At 33.0% G+C, this 18,901-nt stretch carries 9 protein-coding genes; 4 read left to right on the top strand and 5 right to left on the bottom strand.

What is annotated here, in order from left to right; all coding sequences use genetic code 11:
• Positions 1-72: 72 nt before the first annotated feature.
• Positions 73-2,373: an Ig-like domain-containing protein gene (locus AC2DZ0_RS08715; RefSeq protein WP_484641316.1), complete on the bottom strand. Its 2,301-nt coding sequence runs from the start codon at positions 2,371-2,373 to the stop codon at positions 73-75.
• Between the two features lie 389 nt (positions 2,374-2,762).
• Between AC2DZ0_RS08715 and AC2DZ0_RS08710 the strand changes: the two genes are divergently transcribed.
• Positions 2,763-3,575: an NAD-dependent epimerase/dehydratase family protein gene (locus tag AC2DZ0_RS08710; protein WP_484641315.1), complete on the top strand. Its 813-nt coding sequence runs from the start codon at positions 2,763-2,765 to the stop codon at positions 3,573-3,575.
• Positions 3,576-3,925: 350 nt separating this feature from the next.
• On the opposite strand, the gene AC2DZ0_RS08705 is transcribed toward AC2DZ0_RS08710, so the two are convergent.
• The 3 genes from AC2DZ0_RS08705 to AC2DZ0_RS08695 all read right to left on the bottom strand — a co-directional run bounded on the left by AC2DZ0_RS08705 (position 3,926) and on the right by AC2DZ0_RS08695 (position 9,326).
• Positions 3,926-4,234 (bottom strand): hypothetical protein, encoded by a 309-nt coding sequence (locus AC2DZ0_RS08705; protein WP_484641313.1) that lies wholly within the window; start codon positions 4,232-4,234, stop codon positions 3,926-3,928.
• An 11-nt stretch (positions 4,235-4,245) separates the two neighbouring features.
• Entirely contained in the window at positions 4,246-4,956 is a 711-nt protein-coding gene (locus AC2DZ0_RS08700; RefSeq protein WP_484641312.1) for a T9SS type A sorting domain-containing protein, read from the bottom strand.
• A 245-nt stretch (positions 4,957-5,201) separates the two neighbouring features.
• Positions 5,202-9,326 (bottom strand): hybrid sensor histidine kinase/response regulator transcription factor, encoded by a 4,125-nt coding sequence (locus AC2DZ0_RS08695; protein WP_484641310.1) that lies wholly within the window; start codon positions 9,324-9,326, stop codon positions 5,202-5,204.
• A gap of 1,309 nt (positions 9,327-10,635) precedes the next feature.
• Between AC2DZ0_RS08695 and AC2DZ0_RS08690 the strand changes: the two genes are divergently transcribed.
• The 3 genes from AC2DZ0_RS08690 to AC2DZ0_RS08680 all read left to right on the top strand — a co-directional run bounded on the left by AC2DZ0_RS08690 (position 10,636) and on the right by AC2DZ0_RS08680 (position 15,640).
• Positions 10,636-11,967 carry a hypothetical protein gene (locus tag AC2DZ0_RS08690; RefSeq protein ID WP_484641308.1) on the top strand — a complete coding sequence of 444 codons (1,332 nt, stop codon included), beginning with the start codon at positions 10,636-10,638 and terminating at the stop codon, positions 11,965-11,967.
• Positions 11,968-12,237: 270 nt separating this feature from the next.
• Positions 12,238-13,851 carry a T9SS type A sorting domain-containing protein gene (locus tag AC2DZ0_RS08685; RefSeq protein ID WP_484641307.1) on the top strand — a complete coding sequence of 538 codons (1,614 nt, stop codon included), beginning with the start codon at positions 12,238-12,240 and terminating at the stop codon, positions 13,849-13,851.
• Positions 13,852-14,077: 226 nt separating this feature from the next.
• Entirely contained in the window at positions 14,078-15,640 is a 1,563-nt protein-coding gene (locus AC2DZ0_RS08680; protein WP_484641306.1) for a T9SS type A sorting domain-containing protein, read from the top strand.
• Positions 15,641-16,064: 424 nt separating this feature from the next.
• Here the strand turns inward: AC2DZ0_RS08680 and AC2DZ0_RS08675 are convergent, their stop codons facing one another.
• Positions 16,065-18,815, bottom strand: coding sequence for an outer membrane protein assembly factor BamB family protein (locus AC2DZ0_RS08675; protein ID WP_484641304.1), 2,751 nt, complete (start codon positions 18,813-18,815; stop codon positions 16,065-16,067).
• Positions 18,816-18,901: the final 86 nt, after the last annotated feature.

Genomic DNA, 18,901 nt, shown 5'->3' with positions numbered 1-18,901 from the left:
AAAAGATAAAAGTCCTAACAGAAATGTTAGGACTTTTTTTTGTCTTGTATTGATTAGGTTGTCTTAACCGAATTATTCAATGACCAATTTCTGTACATGATTTAAAGATGGAGATATTATTCTAATAAGATATAAACCTTTTAACTGAGTTGTGTTCAGGTTAAAATTATTTTCAATAGAGTCAAAATTTAATATCACGGCTCCTTTATCGTCATATATCGTTATTGTGTATTTTTCCTTTATAGAATCACTTATATTAATGTTAACATGATCTTGTGCTGGATTTGGATACACAGAAACTATTTGATTACTGCTGTTGTTTTGCTCACTAATAGTTAAGCTTTTTGAACCGGTATTTATAATATTCCAAGTGTAAGCACTGTTCGAATTTGTTGAATTTGCTGTTGCTTGTAAGTCGGCTGTATTTGAACTATTCGTCTCAATAAATAAGTCATTTATTTTGGTTTTGATCGAGGTCAGTTGATTGCCTTTATCTACCCAAGTGAATTTTTGTCGGTTAAATACTCCATTAGAACCTGCACGGATTGCCGCATTGCTCGAGTTTGAAACAGTAACGTATTTGTTGTTAAATAAATTTTGAAGCGCAAAGTATCCGTCACCAGCATCAATAACTCTATATTGTTCTTTTGTGCTTACAGTATTTGCTGTCGCCTGAAGTGCATTGCTTGATTTTGTGTTTGTGCTAATGTATTTTCCATTGTTGGCTTTGAGGCTTATTACTTGGTTAAATGGGGCACCACTGTTCTGAGTGTTGTTTTCTACTGTTACAGCAATACTTTTTGAAAAACCACCATCATTTGTTTTTACGGTAATAGTTGTTTGACCTGTTGAAAGCCCTGTAATGATACCTTGTGAATTGACTGATGCAATATTTGAATTGCTAGAGCTCCATAGAACTGTTTTGTTTGTTGCATTTTGCGGTGTTATAGTAGGAGTAATATCAATACTTTCAGATGTATTTATTGTTGCAGAATTGATTGGGAGGGAGATTCCTGTAACACTAACAGAAGCATTGGTCGCTTCGGTGAGTGAAAAATTATCTCCATATGCTTGATGTGTAGCATCACCATTCCAGAACCATAGTTTAACTGAGGTGTTTGTATTACCTGTTGTAAAGGTTACCTCCTTCTTTGTGTAATTGGTGCTTGTAAAAGAAGTGCTCACTGGATCTGAGCCATAATCTGCGACTCCTAGAAAGATGTTTTGTCCCTGTGCTTTTACTTTAGCATATGCTGCATATGTATAGGTTGTATTTGGTTTTACAGTTACAACTTGTTGGATAGAAGAGTTTCCATTGATGAATACAGCTTTGCTACCACTTTGATAGTTGTTAGAAACAATTGAAGCGGTTTGACCTATGTTTTCCCATGGTGCTAAAGAACCAGATTCAAAACCAGTGTTTGTAAATTCTATGGTTTCAGTAACGTCATTGCTTTTTTTTTCCCAAACTCTTACATAGTCTATTTCCATTGTAGTAGGAAAACCTGTTTTCGTAGTAGCTGCGGCATTTGGATAAAATTGATTACACTTGAACTCTGTAAACTGACGTCTTAAACCCATTGAAAATGTAACATTCATTTGTCTATGCCAGTAAAGATTTTGTTTTCTTCCAACTTCAACTCCATCAACAAACCAGATAATCTCGTTTTTGTTTACTTCGCATCCGTAAATATGGAAATCATCTCTCGGGTCAAATGGTGCGTTGTATAAATTTAGGTTTTCTTCTGGATAAGCTTTGGGTCTATGCCATTTTGGAGTTCCGTCTGGTTCTACAACAATTGTGTGAAGGTTGTGCTCCATTCCTTTAGGGTCGTTTCCAAATCCATGATTAGTGTCACCTTGCTGCATTTCAATAATGTCGATTTCACTATATTGAACATCGCCTGGATTGTTCTGAGTTCTATCAATTGAGCTGTATAACCAAAATGCTGGACATACTCCAGGGAATAAAGCAGCTCCTTTTATTTTAGCTTCATAATAACCGTAATTTCCAGTAGCGAAAGTTTTTAAGATTCCAGACTTGTAATACAATGGGAAATTTGCCACCTGTTTTTGGTTGCATCCATCCCAGAAAGTTCTAGTATGGTTTTCTTGTGTTACGGTTATTTTAGCTGTTCCGTTTGAAACATTGACATTTTTGTTGTCCCATGACCAAACTCCTACATTGGAGACATTTGGATTCCATTTGTTTCGGTTTACTTCGGTGCCATTAAAATCATCTGATCGATTCCATTTAATTTCCCAAGTTTCGCCAGTCTTGGCGGTTAAAGGTTGATTCTGACTTTTGCTATTCACTGAAAAGAGAAATAAACAGAGTAGTAACCAATTTAATTTTTTGTTTCTTGTAATCATTATTTTAGTTTAATGTTAGTTATTCTGTAAAATTAATTACTGTTAGATGCTACAAGTTGCTCTATATTATCTTTTTATGTGGTTAGATTACCTTTGAATTTTTCCCTTTTAATATGGATTAAATCCTAATATACTAATGTAAGAAATTGTTTTTTTGTTAATTTACTTTGAGGATTTATTTTTGATTATAGATGTATTTGGATTTAAATCTAAAGGCATTGTGTCGAATATTGAATATTTTTGTAGGGATTTAAAATTTACAAATGTTTGATGAAAATCATTAGCATTTCGAGATGTTAGTGTTTTAAGAATTGTAGCTTTTGAGTTAATATTTTGATGATAAATGAAGGCATTGAATTTCTGGAAGTTTAAGAATAAATAAATATGTGATGATAAAAGATATTTCGATATTAGGTTTAGGGTGGTTAGGGTTGCCTCTTGCAATAGAATTAGAAAAAAAAGGATATCAAGTACATGGTAGTACTAGTAGACTGAGTAATGTAAAAACATTTGATCCCTATAATCTTAAGGCATTTCACATAAAATTAGAAGCAGATGCGCTTATTGGCGATTGGGAAAGCTTTATTGAGGACGCATCGGTATTGATCCTAAATTTTCCTCCGAAACGGGTAGAGGATATTGAAAAAATTTATCCGGCACAAATTCAACAGGTTATTAATAAAACTGCTAGAACAACTAAAGTGATTTTTGTGAGTTCGACTTCGGTTTATCAAAATACAAATGGTGTTGTTGATGAATCAATAGCTTGCGTTCCAGAGAAGGCCTCTGGTATGGCCCTTGTTGCGGCAGAAAAAATGTTAAAAGAACATTTTGGAAGTAACTTAACTGTTTTACGCTTAGCTGGTTTGATTGGACCAAAACGTCATCCGGGTAGATTTCTGGCTAATAAAAGACAATTAAAAAATCCTAATGCTCCGGTCAACTTAATTCACCAAAAAGATGTAATTGGATTGATTTCTTGCATTTTGGAATTAGACTGTTTTGGGACTACTATCAATGGTTGTGCTGATGCACATCCTAATAGAAAAGAATTTTATGAAAAAGCTGCTGCAGCCGCAAAATTGCCTGCTCCTTCTTTTGAGATGACTTCTAATGAGCATTATAAAATTGTAGATAATAAAAAATCTAAAACGCTGCTAAAGTATGCTTATGAGTTTTCTAATCCTGAGTGGATTTTATAGGTAGGTTCCTCTTTGTAGAGGAAGTGCTTAAAACAAAAAACACTGTTAGTAGAAAACTAACAGTGTTTTTTTAAAAACCTATAGGGGTCTTGCGGCGTAAAAACGCGATTTTTTTTAGAAATATCCAAACCATAGCAATAAGCCATGAGTTTATGTTTTATTCAGTTCACTTATATATGATTACGAATTTCAATACGGTATAGTATTTCAATGTCTTTGTTTATACTATGTGGATTTGTTGCACGGTCGGGGTGGGCTGCCGACTCTGGCTTCTCCGCATATTTGGAAATCCTAAAATATTGAAAGTACCAAAATATTATTCCTGTTTTGGCACTTTCATATTACTGAATCTATTGTTCTAGTTCTTTTTTTCTTTCTTTCGCAAATTTCCAATTCGGTCCTTTGTAAAGCTCTTCTAAAGTTATTTTCCCGTCTTTATCCTTATCTGTTCCTAGAAACGCTAATTCATAGGGTACGGGTTCTCCTTTTTTATTTTTCTTATCTTTATAATAAGCAGTCCACTCTTCTTTGGAGAGATGATCATTTTTGTCTTTGTTTATCCATTTGAAACGCTTTTCTATGATCTCTTTATCTTGTCCGTATGATTGTACAGTAATCAACAAAACAGCTACCAACATCATTCCTTTTAGTACTTTCATAATTTATTAATTTAGAGTGCTACCTTTACTGTGGCAAATTTATTTTCTTTGGATATTCTAACAATATACACACCACTCGGTAAGTTTGTAGAATCAACTTTTTGACCAGTCATAGAATACACAGCTTCTAATTGAGCTCCTTTTACCGTAATCTCTCCATTTTTTCCTATGACATATGCTCCTTCAATTTGATTAGATTTAAGAGACAAAGTAGGGTCAGGTCCAATAGAAAACTCGTACATTCTAAAAACATCTAAAGCCGTAGATCCGTTAGCTTGAGTAAAAGAAAAGGATAGATCTCCAAGCGAAGCCCCATCTGTAAACCCTGGCGTTAACCTAAGTTCTTGCGGCGTTTCTGTTACTGCAGGCAAAGTAAAAGTTTGAGTTTCTATGCTGCCTGAGTTTTGCGTATATGAAACATGCATCTCATCAATAGCAGGATCTTTAACTTGCGGTCTTCTGATTTTCACATAAATAACATCTGTTGAAGATAAGGTCCCAGAATACGATCCTGTATAAGTGGCAACACCTACAGTGTTATCATAAGTTTGAAGTTTACCGTTATCTGCGTCACTTGTCAGCAACCATTGTCTAAACGAGCCTCCATCCGACCATTCCGCTGGGGCTTCATTAGCAGTTGAACCAAAAATGGTAGAAACGACCTGAGCCTGTAACATGTTTATAGTAAAACAAAAAGTAAATAATAAAGTAATTTTTTTCATGATTATAAATTTTAATTAATGCTGTAAATCTATAATTTGCGCTTTATTACTTGGTACTTGGCAATAAATAAACGGTATATCTTAGTAATTCCCTGAAGAAAAATAAAACAAAAAAAACTGACACAAGGAGCTGATATATAGCACCTTGGATTGATATGTGAAGATCGTATTATGATACTAGGGGAAGACTACTCGGTAATAGTAAATATTTGATAACTCAAATTATTCATCAATAATACATGTTCTTAATTAGAATACTCATCAAGTTTGCTCTTTGCATAACTACCTGGAGCAACATTATATTTGTCTTTAAAGAGTTTACTGAAATGAGGTCTACTTTTAAAGCCTGTCATCACCGAAGCTTCTTTAACGGATACTTTTTCATTAACTAAAAAATCGGCAGCTTTCTTAAGTCTATAATCTTTTAAAACTTCTAATGGTGTTAAATTTGTAAGTGCTTTTACTTTTTGGAAGAAATGAGTTCTGTTTAAATAGAGTTCTTTTGCAAAACTGTTTAAATCTAGATTCTGATTATCTAAATTTTCTTCAATCAAGTTGTATAGTTTTTCAAGGAAAGCATTGTCATTTCTGTTGTTTAAATTATTCTCTTTGGTTAAAGGAATCCCAATTTGGAAACGTTCTCTTAGTTGTTTTCTGTTTCGAAGTAATGCTTCTGTTCTTGAAATTAAATGCTGCACATTAAAAGGTTTGGTAATATACGCATCAGCACCATCTTTAATTCCCTGAATTTTATCATCTATATTTGTTAATGCCGTTAAGAGGATTACGGGAATATGACTTGTTTTAATATCAGATTTCACTGTTCTACATAAATCTATTCCATTTAGCTCTGGCATTTGGATATCACTAATAATTATATCAGGCCACTCATCTTCCATAGCATCCAAACACTCCTTACCGTTGTTAAAGGTTTTCAGCTTGAAGTATTTTGTAAGTGCATTGGATACGTAGGCTCGCATATCTGAGTTATCTTCTGCATAAAAAATAACAGCTTCAGAAAACACCGTATCAACTTCTAGGTTTTCAGGATTGTTTACAGGTGACAATTGTGATTTAAACTCAAAATCTTTTTCGGCTATCAATATTTTTTCTTCTGCCAAAGTTTGTTCGCTTTCTGTTTCCTTTTTAACAACAGGAATTCTAATGTTTATAGTTGTACCCGTCCCTAATTCACTATCTACATCTATATATCCATAATGCATCTCAACCAACAACTTAGCGAAGGAGAGCCCAATTCCAGAACCAGATGTGTGAATATTTTGAAAATTATGAGATTGATAAAATCGTTCAAAAATATGTGATAAATCTTCTGGATCAATTCCTTTTCCAGTGTCTGATACGGAAATTATTAAATTTTTATCCTCACTTTTATAATTAATAGTAATGGTGTCTTTTTCCTGTGTATATTTAAAAGCGTTGCTAAGTACATTATTAAAAATTTTCTCAAGTTTATCTTTGTCAGCAGAAATTATAATGTTCTCATGAGGGTTGTTAACAATAAAATCTTTCAGGTCGTTTTGAGCCATGAACTCAAAATCTTGTGAAAACCCTAGAATAAATTCGTTAAATGAAAATCGGGAATAATTCATTTTTAAGGCCTGAGCTTCTGCTTTTTGAAAATCATGAGCCTGACTAATTAATTGCGATATTCTTTTTGATTGTCTCTCAATAATTTGGAGTTTTTCTTTAACATCTACCCTATGGACGAACTCACCTAGCAAATTACTTACAGGACCCTTAATCAATGTTAATGGAGTTTTTAACTCATGAGAGATATTAGAGAAGAATTTCAGTTTTGCAGAATTAATTTGTTTTACTTGATCTTTTTCTAAATGCTCTATTTCTAAATTGTGATTTAATGCCTGAATTCTTAAAAACATTCTGGTAATTCCATAAATGAATAAGATTGTTAGAATAACATATAAGATATACGCATATGTTGTTTTCCAATAAGGTGGAGTAATGGTTATTTTCAATTGTTTTGGTCGCGTCCATTCATTCAAGGAGTTTGATGCCATTACATCTAAAGTGTATTTACCAGGCTGTAAACCACTATAGAAAATATCCTGTTTAGTTGATGATACTTCTACCCACTCGTTACTTAATGGTTTTAAACGATACTTTAAGTAATGACTTTCAGGATTAGAAAAATGCAGAGAAGTTGCTTTAATTGAAAAAACATTTTCGTTATATTTTAATACTAATTGATCATTGTCCTGTAGATTCTTATGATATAAAATCCTATTATTTATGGTATCACCGGGTGTAACAGATTTATTGAAAACCCTGAAATCATCAAACTCTAACCTTGGTAAAGGTTCCTCTTTGGAAATCTCATCAGGTTTAAAGTAACACAGACCGTCTAAGCCTGAAAATACTAGATTCCCATTTTTTAATTTACCGGAGGAATACCGAAAATCCTCAAAAGGTAAACCGTCATATAAACCAAATTTTCTAAACCGTAACTCTTTTGTGTCAAACTTGTTTAAACCTACATTGGTGCTTATCCACAAATTATAATCATTATCGTACAGAATTGTTTTAACCGCATTATTTGAAAGTCCTTGATTTTCTGAATATGTTATGAATTCAGGAGTAGAATCACTGTTCAGGACTTTACATATTCCACTGCCCTCTGTACCTATCCAAAGTTCTTCATTAGGTAACCTAATAATAGTAGAAACAAAATTACTTGATATAGATAACTCATCTGTAATGTCTTTGACATAAGTGTCTACTTTTAATTCAGAAATTGTCTTTTCTCTTTCTATACTAACCCTAATTAATCCTGCATATTCAGTGCCCAGCCATATAAAGTTATGAAGAGGATCTTTATAAACGTACCGAACCATGGTTAGTTTATTGTTCTTAAAAGTAGGATTACTATTTAATGATTCAATATTGAATCTGTCATCACTCAATATGGTCACCCTGTAGGTGTCTTTCATAGCTCCAATCCAAATATTACCAAAATGGTCTTCATTAAAAGATCTTATGCCTCTCAACGTTTTTATATTTTGATTGGACACAGGAATCATATGTTGCGTATTACTTTTTACAAAAAACAATCCTTTGCCTGAAATATATAACCATATGTTACTGTTAGTATCAACATGTACCGCTTCAACATATCGCTTGTCAGTTTCAGATATATGAAAGGGTAGGGGTTCGAATAATTCTTTTTTCGTATTCAACAACCCTATGCCTCCTCTAAATGTTGCTACAAATGTCCTGTTTTCATCAAGAACTGAAATCGAGGTTATGTTATTGGTTGAAATGGCAAAGTCATAGTTCATTTTTGTGTTGTACTTCTTGAACGGATTTGAATTCATATCAAATCTATAGAGCCCCTCATCAAAAGTTCCATACCAAAGCACATCATTTGAGCCTCCCAAAATACAACTTGACCGTAAGCCTCCTGATTCTATTTGAAACTTATGTTTTTTGAGATTTTTGTTTTCTAAGAGTGAGGATGTTTTGCAGATTTTTTCGAGCCCATGATTCAATGTCCCTAACCATAAGTTACCCTTTTTGTCAACGAACGAGCTACTGTATTTTTGATTCATCAACCCCTTCCCAATAAATTTAAAACTAAAATCCTTTGAACCCTCGGTGTACTTTATCAATGCTATCCCATTATGGGCAGTAATTACGAGGGAGGATTCCTCGGTTTTAACAACCGAGTCACAATAGCCTATATCGTTAGGAAGAATTTGCTTGAATTTTTTTGTATTTATGTTAAATAAAAATGCTCCGGCTGAAGAGGTGAAAAAATAGTTATCACTATCAAGTTCAATTCCATTAAAAAAGGTAATGTTAGAACCAAAAGCACCTTGAATTGGTGTCACGTTATCTACATATTCAAAATTTTTGTTGTAAATTAAAATACCTTGATTTTCAGTACAGCATAAAACAAAATCGTTATCAGAGCTTATGATTATTTTTCTAATAATTAGTTCATTAGAATTTGGGTGGTTATAGTTGTTAGATTTTAGATTCTGAAATTTTTCCTCAGATGGGTTGTAAATTGTAATTCCCTCATCTGTTCCTATCCAAAGTGTATTATTTTGATCTTCGGCTAAAGTTCTAATACGGTTACTGACTAAAATGGTCTTTCCTACTGTGTTTTTATAATTTACCAATTGATATCCATCATACCTACTTAACCCATCATAGGTTCCAATCCAAAGGTAACCTCTAGAATCTTCGAGAACAGAAGTAACGCCATTATGTTCTAGTCCATCCGAAATGGTCAAGTTTTGTTTCGGCTCTAGGCTCTGACTTTGTACACTTGATACGAATAAGCCAAATAACAAAACAATTAATATAAAACTTTTTCTATGAATCATTCAAAACTTGTTGTGTTATAAAAATACAATGAAATTTTGTATTATTATTTAAATTAAAAAATGTTTTAATAATAGATAACCTGATGAAGTAGCTTGAAAATGGTATACCTCATATAATGTAAAGACGTTTTGATAAAAAGAATGGTCGACAGAAACGATTATATTTCAATGTGTCAGTTTTTTAGGAGGTTTTTTGTAGGGTTTTGATGGTAAATATCTGTATCTATGTTGTTTCTGTTTTAAAATTCAATTGCTTTGCAGTTTTGTAAAGTTAGATATACAAGCAAATATTAAGACCTCTTGAAATGGTAGTTTTTAATGGTTGTAATTAGAGAAGTCAAATATCTTTGTAAATGGAAGTAAAATTGTATTTGTACGTAAATATGCAGTATTTTTAGGTCAATTATCTTAGTGTTCAAGTAATTTCCTCTTACATTAGAAGGCAGAAAACTTAATCTCCAAAATAATGATTGTCAACACGAAATGGCATCATTGCTTAAAGGATTTAGTATAAATAGATGTTGCCTATTTTTATTTTGCCTATTCATGGTTATTAAAAAAATGTCACTCATTGCTTCCTGTATTTTTATTGGCTCATTTTTGAGGATCATTCCAGATTGTTTTATGAATTTAATTTCAGGTTTTTAGGATAAGAATAACTCGAATCAAGGGACATGATGTAATTGGTTTAAATAAATCTGGAATTACTAAAAAAAATATCTTTGAGTTTAGCCGATGTAGTATGCAGATCTTTTTTGAAAAATGTCAGTTCATGAATTAAACTTAACCAGAAAAAAATTAATGAGGATTTCAAGGTCTGTTAAAATTGTGAAAAAATCCTCTTAATAAATAAATCTGCATAAAACCCTTCTTAGGTAATTTCATAAGCTATTTTGAAAAAAATCTAGTATAATCACAGGTGTGAAGCAAAAGATCTCTTTAAAATACAAAGGCAAAAGATAAATCATAAAATACGCTTAGATACCACTTATTTACTTGGGTATACCGAAACAACTAACTTTTATAAGAATTTTACCGCAGTATTGTTAAGGTGTTAAAAACCAGTATGAAAAGATGCGTTAGACGCAGTGACAAAGACTTTGTTTTCGATAAAAACAAAGTGAGGTTTTTTTAATATGCTTCTATTAATAAGAGCTTAGGAAGCGTATTAATTACTAAAACTCTGTTGTAGATCCATTGTGACCGGTGGAAGAGATTATTGAAGAAGGGGTGTTAGATAGCAATTAAATTATAATTAATCAATTTTCAAATGTTTTTTAGAATTAACCAAATCTAATAAATAGTATTTATGAATAAAAAGAGGATTATAAATGGAATATTATTAGTAGGAGTATTGTTACAATCTTGCTCAAGTAAAATAGAAAATGAAAATGAATTTGAGCAAGAAAAACCTACTGAAAAATACATAGAAGAACCCATAGAAGAACCAAAAGAAGAAATAGAAGCATTAACTCTTAAGGAAGAGGATTTCTATAAAATACCCACTAGTTATACTATTGAAAAGAACTTTGTAACGGACTATAACTCGGATAAGGTTTTTGATACCAACGATACGGAAATACTCCAATCTGCAATTAATGAAATATCAGCAAGTGGTGGAGGTAAATTGTTCATTCCAGAAGGGAACTATACTTTCGCGGATATTAGAATGAAATCGAATGTTCATATTGTTATTGATGAAAAAGCTGTTATTAGACCCTCTTTAAGAGAAGATGAAAAGAATTATGCTATGTTTTCTTTTGGTTTTAAAACTGATGTTGTGGAAAATGTGAGTATTACGAGTAATACTGAGAATAAGTTTAAAATTGATTTAACACAAGTCAATAATCTGAATGCAACTGTTTTTAATATGAAAAATGTAGATGGATTTTTACTTTCTGGGTTTGAGATTGATGATGCTTTTACAGATTTTTCTGCCGTAACTTTAGCAATTACAGAGTTTGATGATACATATTTTTGGCCAAGAAATGGAGTTTTAAAAAATGCAACAGTAAATAATGCTGACTATGGTTATGGACTTGTTCAAACCTGGTCTGCAACAAATGTATATTTTAAAGATTTGTCGGGGATTGGAGGTGTCACATTACGTTTTGAAACAGGTTTAGTTTCGGAGAATAACTTGCAAATAGGGGGTGTAGATAAACTTTATGGGGAAAATATTTCCTGTAAAAATGGAAATGCAGCAGTTATGGTTTCTCCACATGCAATGCATAACGGAAAAATATATGTAAACGGAATTACATCTGAATCTTGTGGTTTTGGGATACGGATAGATGGTGGGTATGTTTCAACTAAATACGATCAGAATATAGGTTTAACCGATGGAACTTTCGACGAGGTTACACTGTTAAATGTTAAGGTGACTTATGGGTATTCAATGGCACAGTTAAAAGAAAAACATTATAAGTATATGCCGTGTAATCTAAGAGAGTTAATAGGGACAACACCAACCAATCCTTTACAAGAAGAAACCAAAAGTTTTTGGGGTCCATCAATAGCTGGGGTAATAGATGTTTCAAATTATCCTCTAAAATTCAATCCTGAAGACGTAGAGGCAATTGGATTTCAACCAGGTTTTGAAATTGTAGATGATTCTGAGGCCATTCAAAATTGTGACTAATATTAATTTTTTAGAAGTTCAAAACATAGGTTCTGACTTATAATTTGTACAAAAATGTGCAATTCTATTCTACAGTTAGAGTTTAATAACCAGTCTTTTGATTATCGGCTTTGCAATAAAACATATTAGGTTTAACGCTAAATCATTTTTAAGGTAAAAACGTTAAAAACAATAGTTTTTAAAAACAACAACTAAATAGTTGTCACATTTTATTTGTAACCATTAAAAATGTGATTTATACAAATTAACCATAAATTAAATTTAACCATTATGAAACGATGTTACACACATTACATTTTAACCTGTTTAATAATTCTCAGTGTTGCAACTTTGCATGCTCAATCAATTAGTATTCCAAAAGACAATACTTTTTTCACGGGTACTGTACCAAATTACGAATTGAGGGTTGGAACCCCAGTGACCGCAAATAAGATCAATACTGCAATCAATACTGTCAGCAATAAAACAACCAATGGCAGAAAAGGTGGAACGGTTGTAATTCCAAAAGGAACTCACAACATTGATAAAAAAGTTATAGTGAAGTCCAATGTACATATTAGAATACATCAAGATGCTATTATTAAGCCTATAGAAGCATTTGGACCCATTTTTTCTGTAGGTATGCAAGGAAAGGCAGATCAGATTAAAATCAAAAATGTTCGAATCTACAGTAGCGGTGGAAAGGATAATAAATATACAATAGATTATTCAGGCTCAAACATTACAAAAAATGATAGAGTTGCTGGGTTTGAGATTGGGTTTGTAGATAATTTTAAAATTGAGCATGCACTTATACGCGACAAAAAAACATTTTTTGCAGGCATTAGATTGGGAGCACCGGTAGAAGGAAACTTTAATCGAGGACCAAGAAATGGTATTGTTGCAGATTGCGAAATAACCAATGCTGATTATGGGTATGGATTATTGCAAGTGAGGGTAGGAACTAATATTTTATTCAGAAAACTTAAAGGTAGTGGAGGTGTTACTGTTAGAATGGAAAGTGGGTCTACGGCACTTACACTGGCAGGTTCAACGGTTGGTACGAGTACTAAATTATATGCCCATAATATTTCTTGTAAAAATGGAAATGCTGCTGTTATGGTATCACCTCATACCAAAAAGCAAGGAACTGCTGTGATAAAAGGTGTATTTGCAACAAACTGTGGTTTTGGGGTCCGAATTGGTGGTGGCTTTGCAGAACTAGGACAACCAGCAGGTACATATAAGAGTGTTATAATAGGAGGAATGCTGGATATTAAAAGAACTGGAGGAAACGACAGTCGCCAGTCTCAAATCAAGGAAAAACACTATCCATATTATCCTGAATTTTTTAGAAATAGCAATCCATTTAATTCTTTACCCAAAGTAAATGGAGCGGATCCTATTGCACGTAGAGGACCAGGTATTGCTCCTTTGTTATTTTCAGCTCAAAAATCAGCAACCAACATAGGAAACGCTGCACAAGGTGATTATAAAGTTACTTACAGAACAACAGGGAGCGGAAATTCGCAATCTTTCAGCGGATACCCAAATTGTGTGCCTGATGTTTTATATGACAACCAAAAAGAAAAAGTTTGTTTATCTAACAATACAGCGAGTTCAAAGGAATTGTCGAAGAATCTCTCAAAGGATGAAGAGTCATTAGTGCAGGAAATTACGGGTCCTAATATTTATCCAATACCGGCGAATGACGCAATTCATATTGATGGTATAAGGAAAGGTAGTGTTATAAATATCTATAGTATGTCTAATAGTTTGATGAAATCTGCTATCAGTAGTGCCGAAACTACATCTATAGATATATCAGAATTGATTTCTGGACCTTACATCCTCAAAATACAATCTAACGATGATGTGATCATGAAAAGAATCCTAATAAACTAAAAGATACATTTAAAGATTATTCAACGAAAGAGGCTGCTGTTGTTTTGGCCTCTTTTTGTTTCCTTTTTTCAAATCTTAATTGATACATTAAATTATGTCCTGCCAATTGATCATCAAGTATTGCAAAAATTTATATCTGGCATAACATTATCAATACAAAATAGACACTTGAAAAATGTTGAAAATTAACAATTACCTAAATTTTATGATTAAAAAACTATGTTACGTGTTTCCCTTCTTAACTTGTATAATAATTCTCAGCACGGCAACTTTTCATGCACAGACCATTAGTATCCCAAATGACAACACCTTTTTCACAGGTGCTGTACCAAATTACGAAGAGAGTGTCGGAACACCAGTGACAGCCAATAAGATTAATGATGTGATCAATTCTGTTAGTAACCAAATAACAAATGGCCAAAAAGGAGGGACAGTTATTATTCCTTCAGGAACTCATACAATTGATAAAAAGGTTATTTTGAAGTCCGATGTCCATATTAGAATACATCAAGATGCCATTATAAAACCTGCAATGGCGTTTGGACCAATCTTTTCGATAGGGAGACAAGGAAAAGAAAATCAGGTTAAAATTACTAATGTTAGATTTTACAGTAGCGGTGGGAAGGAGAACAAGTATACAATAGATTATTCAGAGTCAAATATTTTGGTAACTGATAGAGTTGCTGGTTTTGAGATTGGCTTTGTTGAAAACTTCAAAATTGAACATGCACTTATGTTAGACAAAAAAACATTTTTTGCAGGCATTCGGCTTGGGCCTCCGGTAGTAGGGGACTTCAATAGAGGTCCTAGAAATGGTATTGTTTCAGATTGTGAAATAGTTAATGCTGATTATGGGTATGGTTTATTACAAGTAAGAGTAGGAACGAACCTTTTGTTCAGAGATCTAAAAGGCTCTGGCGGCGTTACTGTTAGAATGGAAAGTGGTTCTACGGCACTAACAAATGCAGGTTCAACAGTAGGTACAAGTACCCAATTATATGCCCATAATATTACATGTGAAAATGGGAATGCTGCGGTTATGGTGTCACCTCATACCAAAGTACAAGGAAGTGCTGTGATAAAAGATGTAACAGCCATTAACTGTGGATTGGGAGTTAGAATAGATGGTGGGTTTGCAGAATTAGGTCAACCTGCAGGAACATACAACAGTGTCATCATAGGAGGAATACTTGATATTAAAAGAACTGGTGGAGACGATAGCCGTCAGTCTCAAATCAAGGAAAAGCACTATCCATATTACTCTGAATCTTTTAGAAATAGCACTCCATTTAATTCTTTGCCGAAAGTAAATGGAGCTGATCTGATTGCGAGTCAAGGACCAGGTATCGCTCCATTATTATTTGAAGCCCAAAAATCGGCTACCAATGTTGGAAGCGCAGCAGAAGGACATTATAGTGTTACTTATAGAACAACAGGGAGTGGCAATTCGAAAACTTTTAGCGGATATCTCAATTGTGTGCCTGATGTCATATATGACGACCAGAAAGAACAAATTTGCACATCTCTCTCAAACAATCTAGAGTCGGTGTGGAAAGAAGTTGCTGGCCCTGATGTTTATCCAATACCTTCTAACGGTTTAATCAATATTGACGGCATAAGCAAAGGTAGTCTTATCAATGTTTATTGTATGTCCAGCAATTTGGTAAGATCTGCTGTTAGTGATTCTGAAACTGCAACCATTGACTTATCAGGATTGAATTCAGGTGTTTACATCCTCAAAATTCAATCTAATGTTGATGTAATTACCAAAAGAATCATGGTAAACTAAATGATACATTTAAAGAATATTTAAACATAGAGGCTACCGTATGGTAGCCTCTATGTTTTTAAGTTATTATGTTTTTTTCTAGATATAATTTCTAAAATCTTAATTGAATCCATTGTGTGTAATACAAACACTCCTTTGGTTCTTATCATATATATTAGCTAAGTTTAATCACCCCCAAACAATACAATCAATTGGGGCATAGCAATGCTGTTCATAGTTTCGTAGATTTTATGCTTGTGATAGCCTAAGAAGCCAAATAAGTATTTAGGAATATCTATTTACGAATTCCGCTATAGTTCGGTTTTTTCTTACTTCTTATTCTGTTTTTTAAAGAGTTCTTCAACTTCTAATAATTTTGAAGGTTGATTTATCAATTTTTTGAGTCTCTTTAGCTTTAAATAATAAGTAGAACTTATTTCATTCTTTAAAGCGTTTCTTTTAGTTCAATATCTAAAAATACAAACAAACCACAAGGAACTTTTATAGAGGCTTTGGTTTCAGAAAAATTAACTTCTTCTTTAGTTAACAAATTGGTTATTTTTTTCACTTTAGCGGTGTGAAAAAACAGAGTTACTTCTCTATCACCAGGATTTACATACCCACCATCTACCAAAGTTAAACGTAAATGTTTTGGAGCTGTTTGCGCTGTTACCCAGGCTACGCGTCCTTCTACTGTTAAAGGCAGTTTCTTTGCGCCCTCTTCAATCGCAGTTTTTACTGTAGTATAATATTCATCGGCGCGAAAAGATTTACTTTTATCGGAATTATCATAGTATTTTCTACCGTCTGTAAAAAACTCTTTTGTTTTATTTTTATAGATAGGATGTAAGTTACTTTCTAACCTTCCTCTTGCTGAGGTTTTGTCATTTGGGGGCGTTGTTAATACAATTCCGTTTGAGTAATTTGGTAAAAACTCTAATCTTCGTTCTTTAGTTTCCGAAGCATACATAGAGAAATCCCATTTAGGAACAGGAGCAGCAGAATACACCCCAGATGTACGACCAACAACCATTGGGTTTTCCTTTTCAAAGCTTTCATCATAAACGGTTATATCTTTTACATGATTGCCTTCTAAGAATAAAGGATCTGGATCTAGCATACTTAAATGTACAGGATTGAAACTTACAATTTCACGTTTTGTTGGCACATATAAAATTCCTGAAGCAATCATATCATACAAAATCTTTTGATAATCATGATTTACAGTTGTGTTATGAACTACTGATGCACCACTTGCGATATGATAAACAAACATTCTTAAAGCGTGATTTGGTACTTTTTGATAAGACAATTGTCTTAAGCGATCATAACAGGGGTTATCTCTTGTAAATCGAGTTCCCCATTGATTCATAGAACCTGCAGCCCATAACCCCATTCTTCCAGAAATACTCATATCCATTACCTTGCTGTTTGATTCTTCCATAGAAGAGACAAAAACATCGGCAAACTCTCCTGAGACTAAACGTTTCCAAGCAGGTGTATACACAACAGATTGCCAAAAGGTATGCTTGTTTCTCATAGAAATGAAACTATTGGTTCCTTGTAAATAATTTGCCAACGGATACATAAAATCTTCTACCATCCACTCAATATCTTTGTCGTGTTGTTCTAACTCAGCAAAAACGGGGATCACTATTTTATCATTCGCGGCATCTATTATTTTTTTTATGGTAGGTAAAGAATAAAAATAAACATCTCTTCCATGTCCTTGCCAATATTGAATACCATTGGGTGCATACTCTAAAGCACTCTCAAATTTAGATACTACTTGATTGCTTGATAAGTCATATTTTTTACGTTTATCACGTATTTCTCTAGATACCTTATTACTAAGGGTTGAACGGTCCCAGTTTTCTACATGTGGGTACAATCTTCTAACATTACTAATGTTTACAAAATTCTGAAAATTTCCTTTTGGTAAAGCATATAACTCTTTATTACTTAAACCAGATGACATTACTTTTACCTTTACTTTATGATCTTCCCATTTTGGGATTTTAAATGATTTTAATCTTTTTCGAAAATCGTCAGTATTGCTTAAAATCTTCGCCATTTTTCCTTTAGGTTCCAGATTTTGAAAATCTTTTTTCCAAGATTTGTTTGTATAATCAACGATATGAATACAGCTTCCTCCACTTTGCACACTTGCTAAAATTAATTTTTCTGTATTGGCGTCTTTACACATATCATTAAATGCATATCTACTTTCATAAGTCTCTGTAGCGTCTCCTTCTGTTTCTGGAGAAACTAAATGTATTCTATTCCCAAAAAGGACATAATATTTAAAACTGTTTTTATAGGGAATTGCTTCAACTGATGCCAATCGATATCCTACTTTTCCAATATCTTTTCTTGCATTTTTAAATTTAAATTGAATTTTTTCAGCAGTACATTTCTCAACATTACCTACCGATACCTGCAAAGCATTCAATCCATTTCCTCCCAACAAAACTTCTGTATTTCCAGGAATAATATCATTTATAGCAATGGTTCCAGGGCAAGAACCTCCCCCTCCTTTACCTTTCATTTTTGAAGATTGATATGGTTCATCCTCCAAAGGCCTAAAATAATACAAAACTCCCTGATCGTAATTGGTGTTAAATGCACTTAATACTACCAAAACATCTTTTCCGTTTTGTTCAATTTTTCTCAAATAGTTTATTGCATGGTTTTTATGCTTTTTTTCAATACTATAAGATGCTGAGGGAATTGATTTTAACAACTTACCTTTTGCAGACAAATAGTGTATGTTTTTATCATAACCTCCGCAAACAATATAATTGATATGGTTTTTGGAAACCATGGTTGCCGTCAATATTGGAGCTGAATTTTTTTTGAACTTCCATAGTAACTCACCATTATCATCTAAACAATATAGAGATCCATCCGCATTTGGAGCAAGTACTTCATCTTTCCCGTCATTATCAATATCTGCGCAATAAATATCATTATTCATAAAACCAGATAACTTATTTTCCCATTGCAGCTTTCCTGAATAGTCATAGCATACAACTGTACCTTCATAACTCGTTCCAATAATTTTCGTTTTACCGTGATACTTCATCACGCGAACTTTCATGATTGTATAATCTGTTTCAATACTTTTAACTCCAGCCCCAGCAATTGCAATTTGTATATAGAATAGAATTGCGAACAAACTCAGTATTTTCTTCATCTTTTTAATAATTATATATTTTAAGTGTTAATAACACCTTATGTAGTATCCTATATTTTATTTTCTATGGTTTCTTGCTATAGGTC

Source organism: Flavicella sp. IMCC45668 (assembly GCF_057219105.1).
This window is presented reverse-complemented; position numbering and strand designations above follow the sequence as displayed.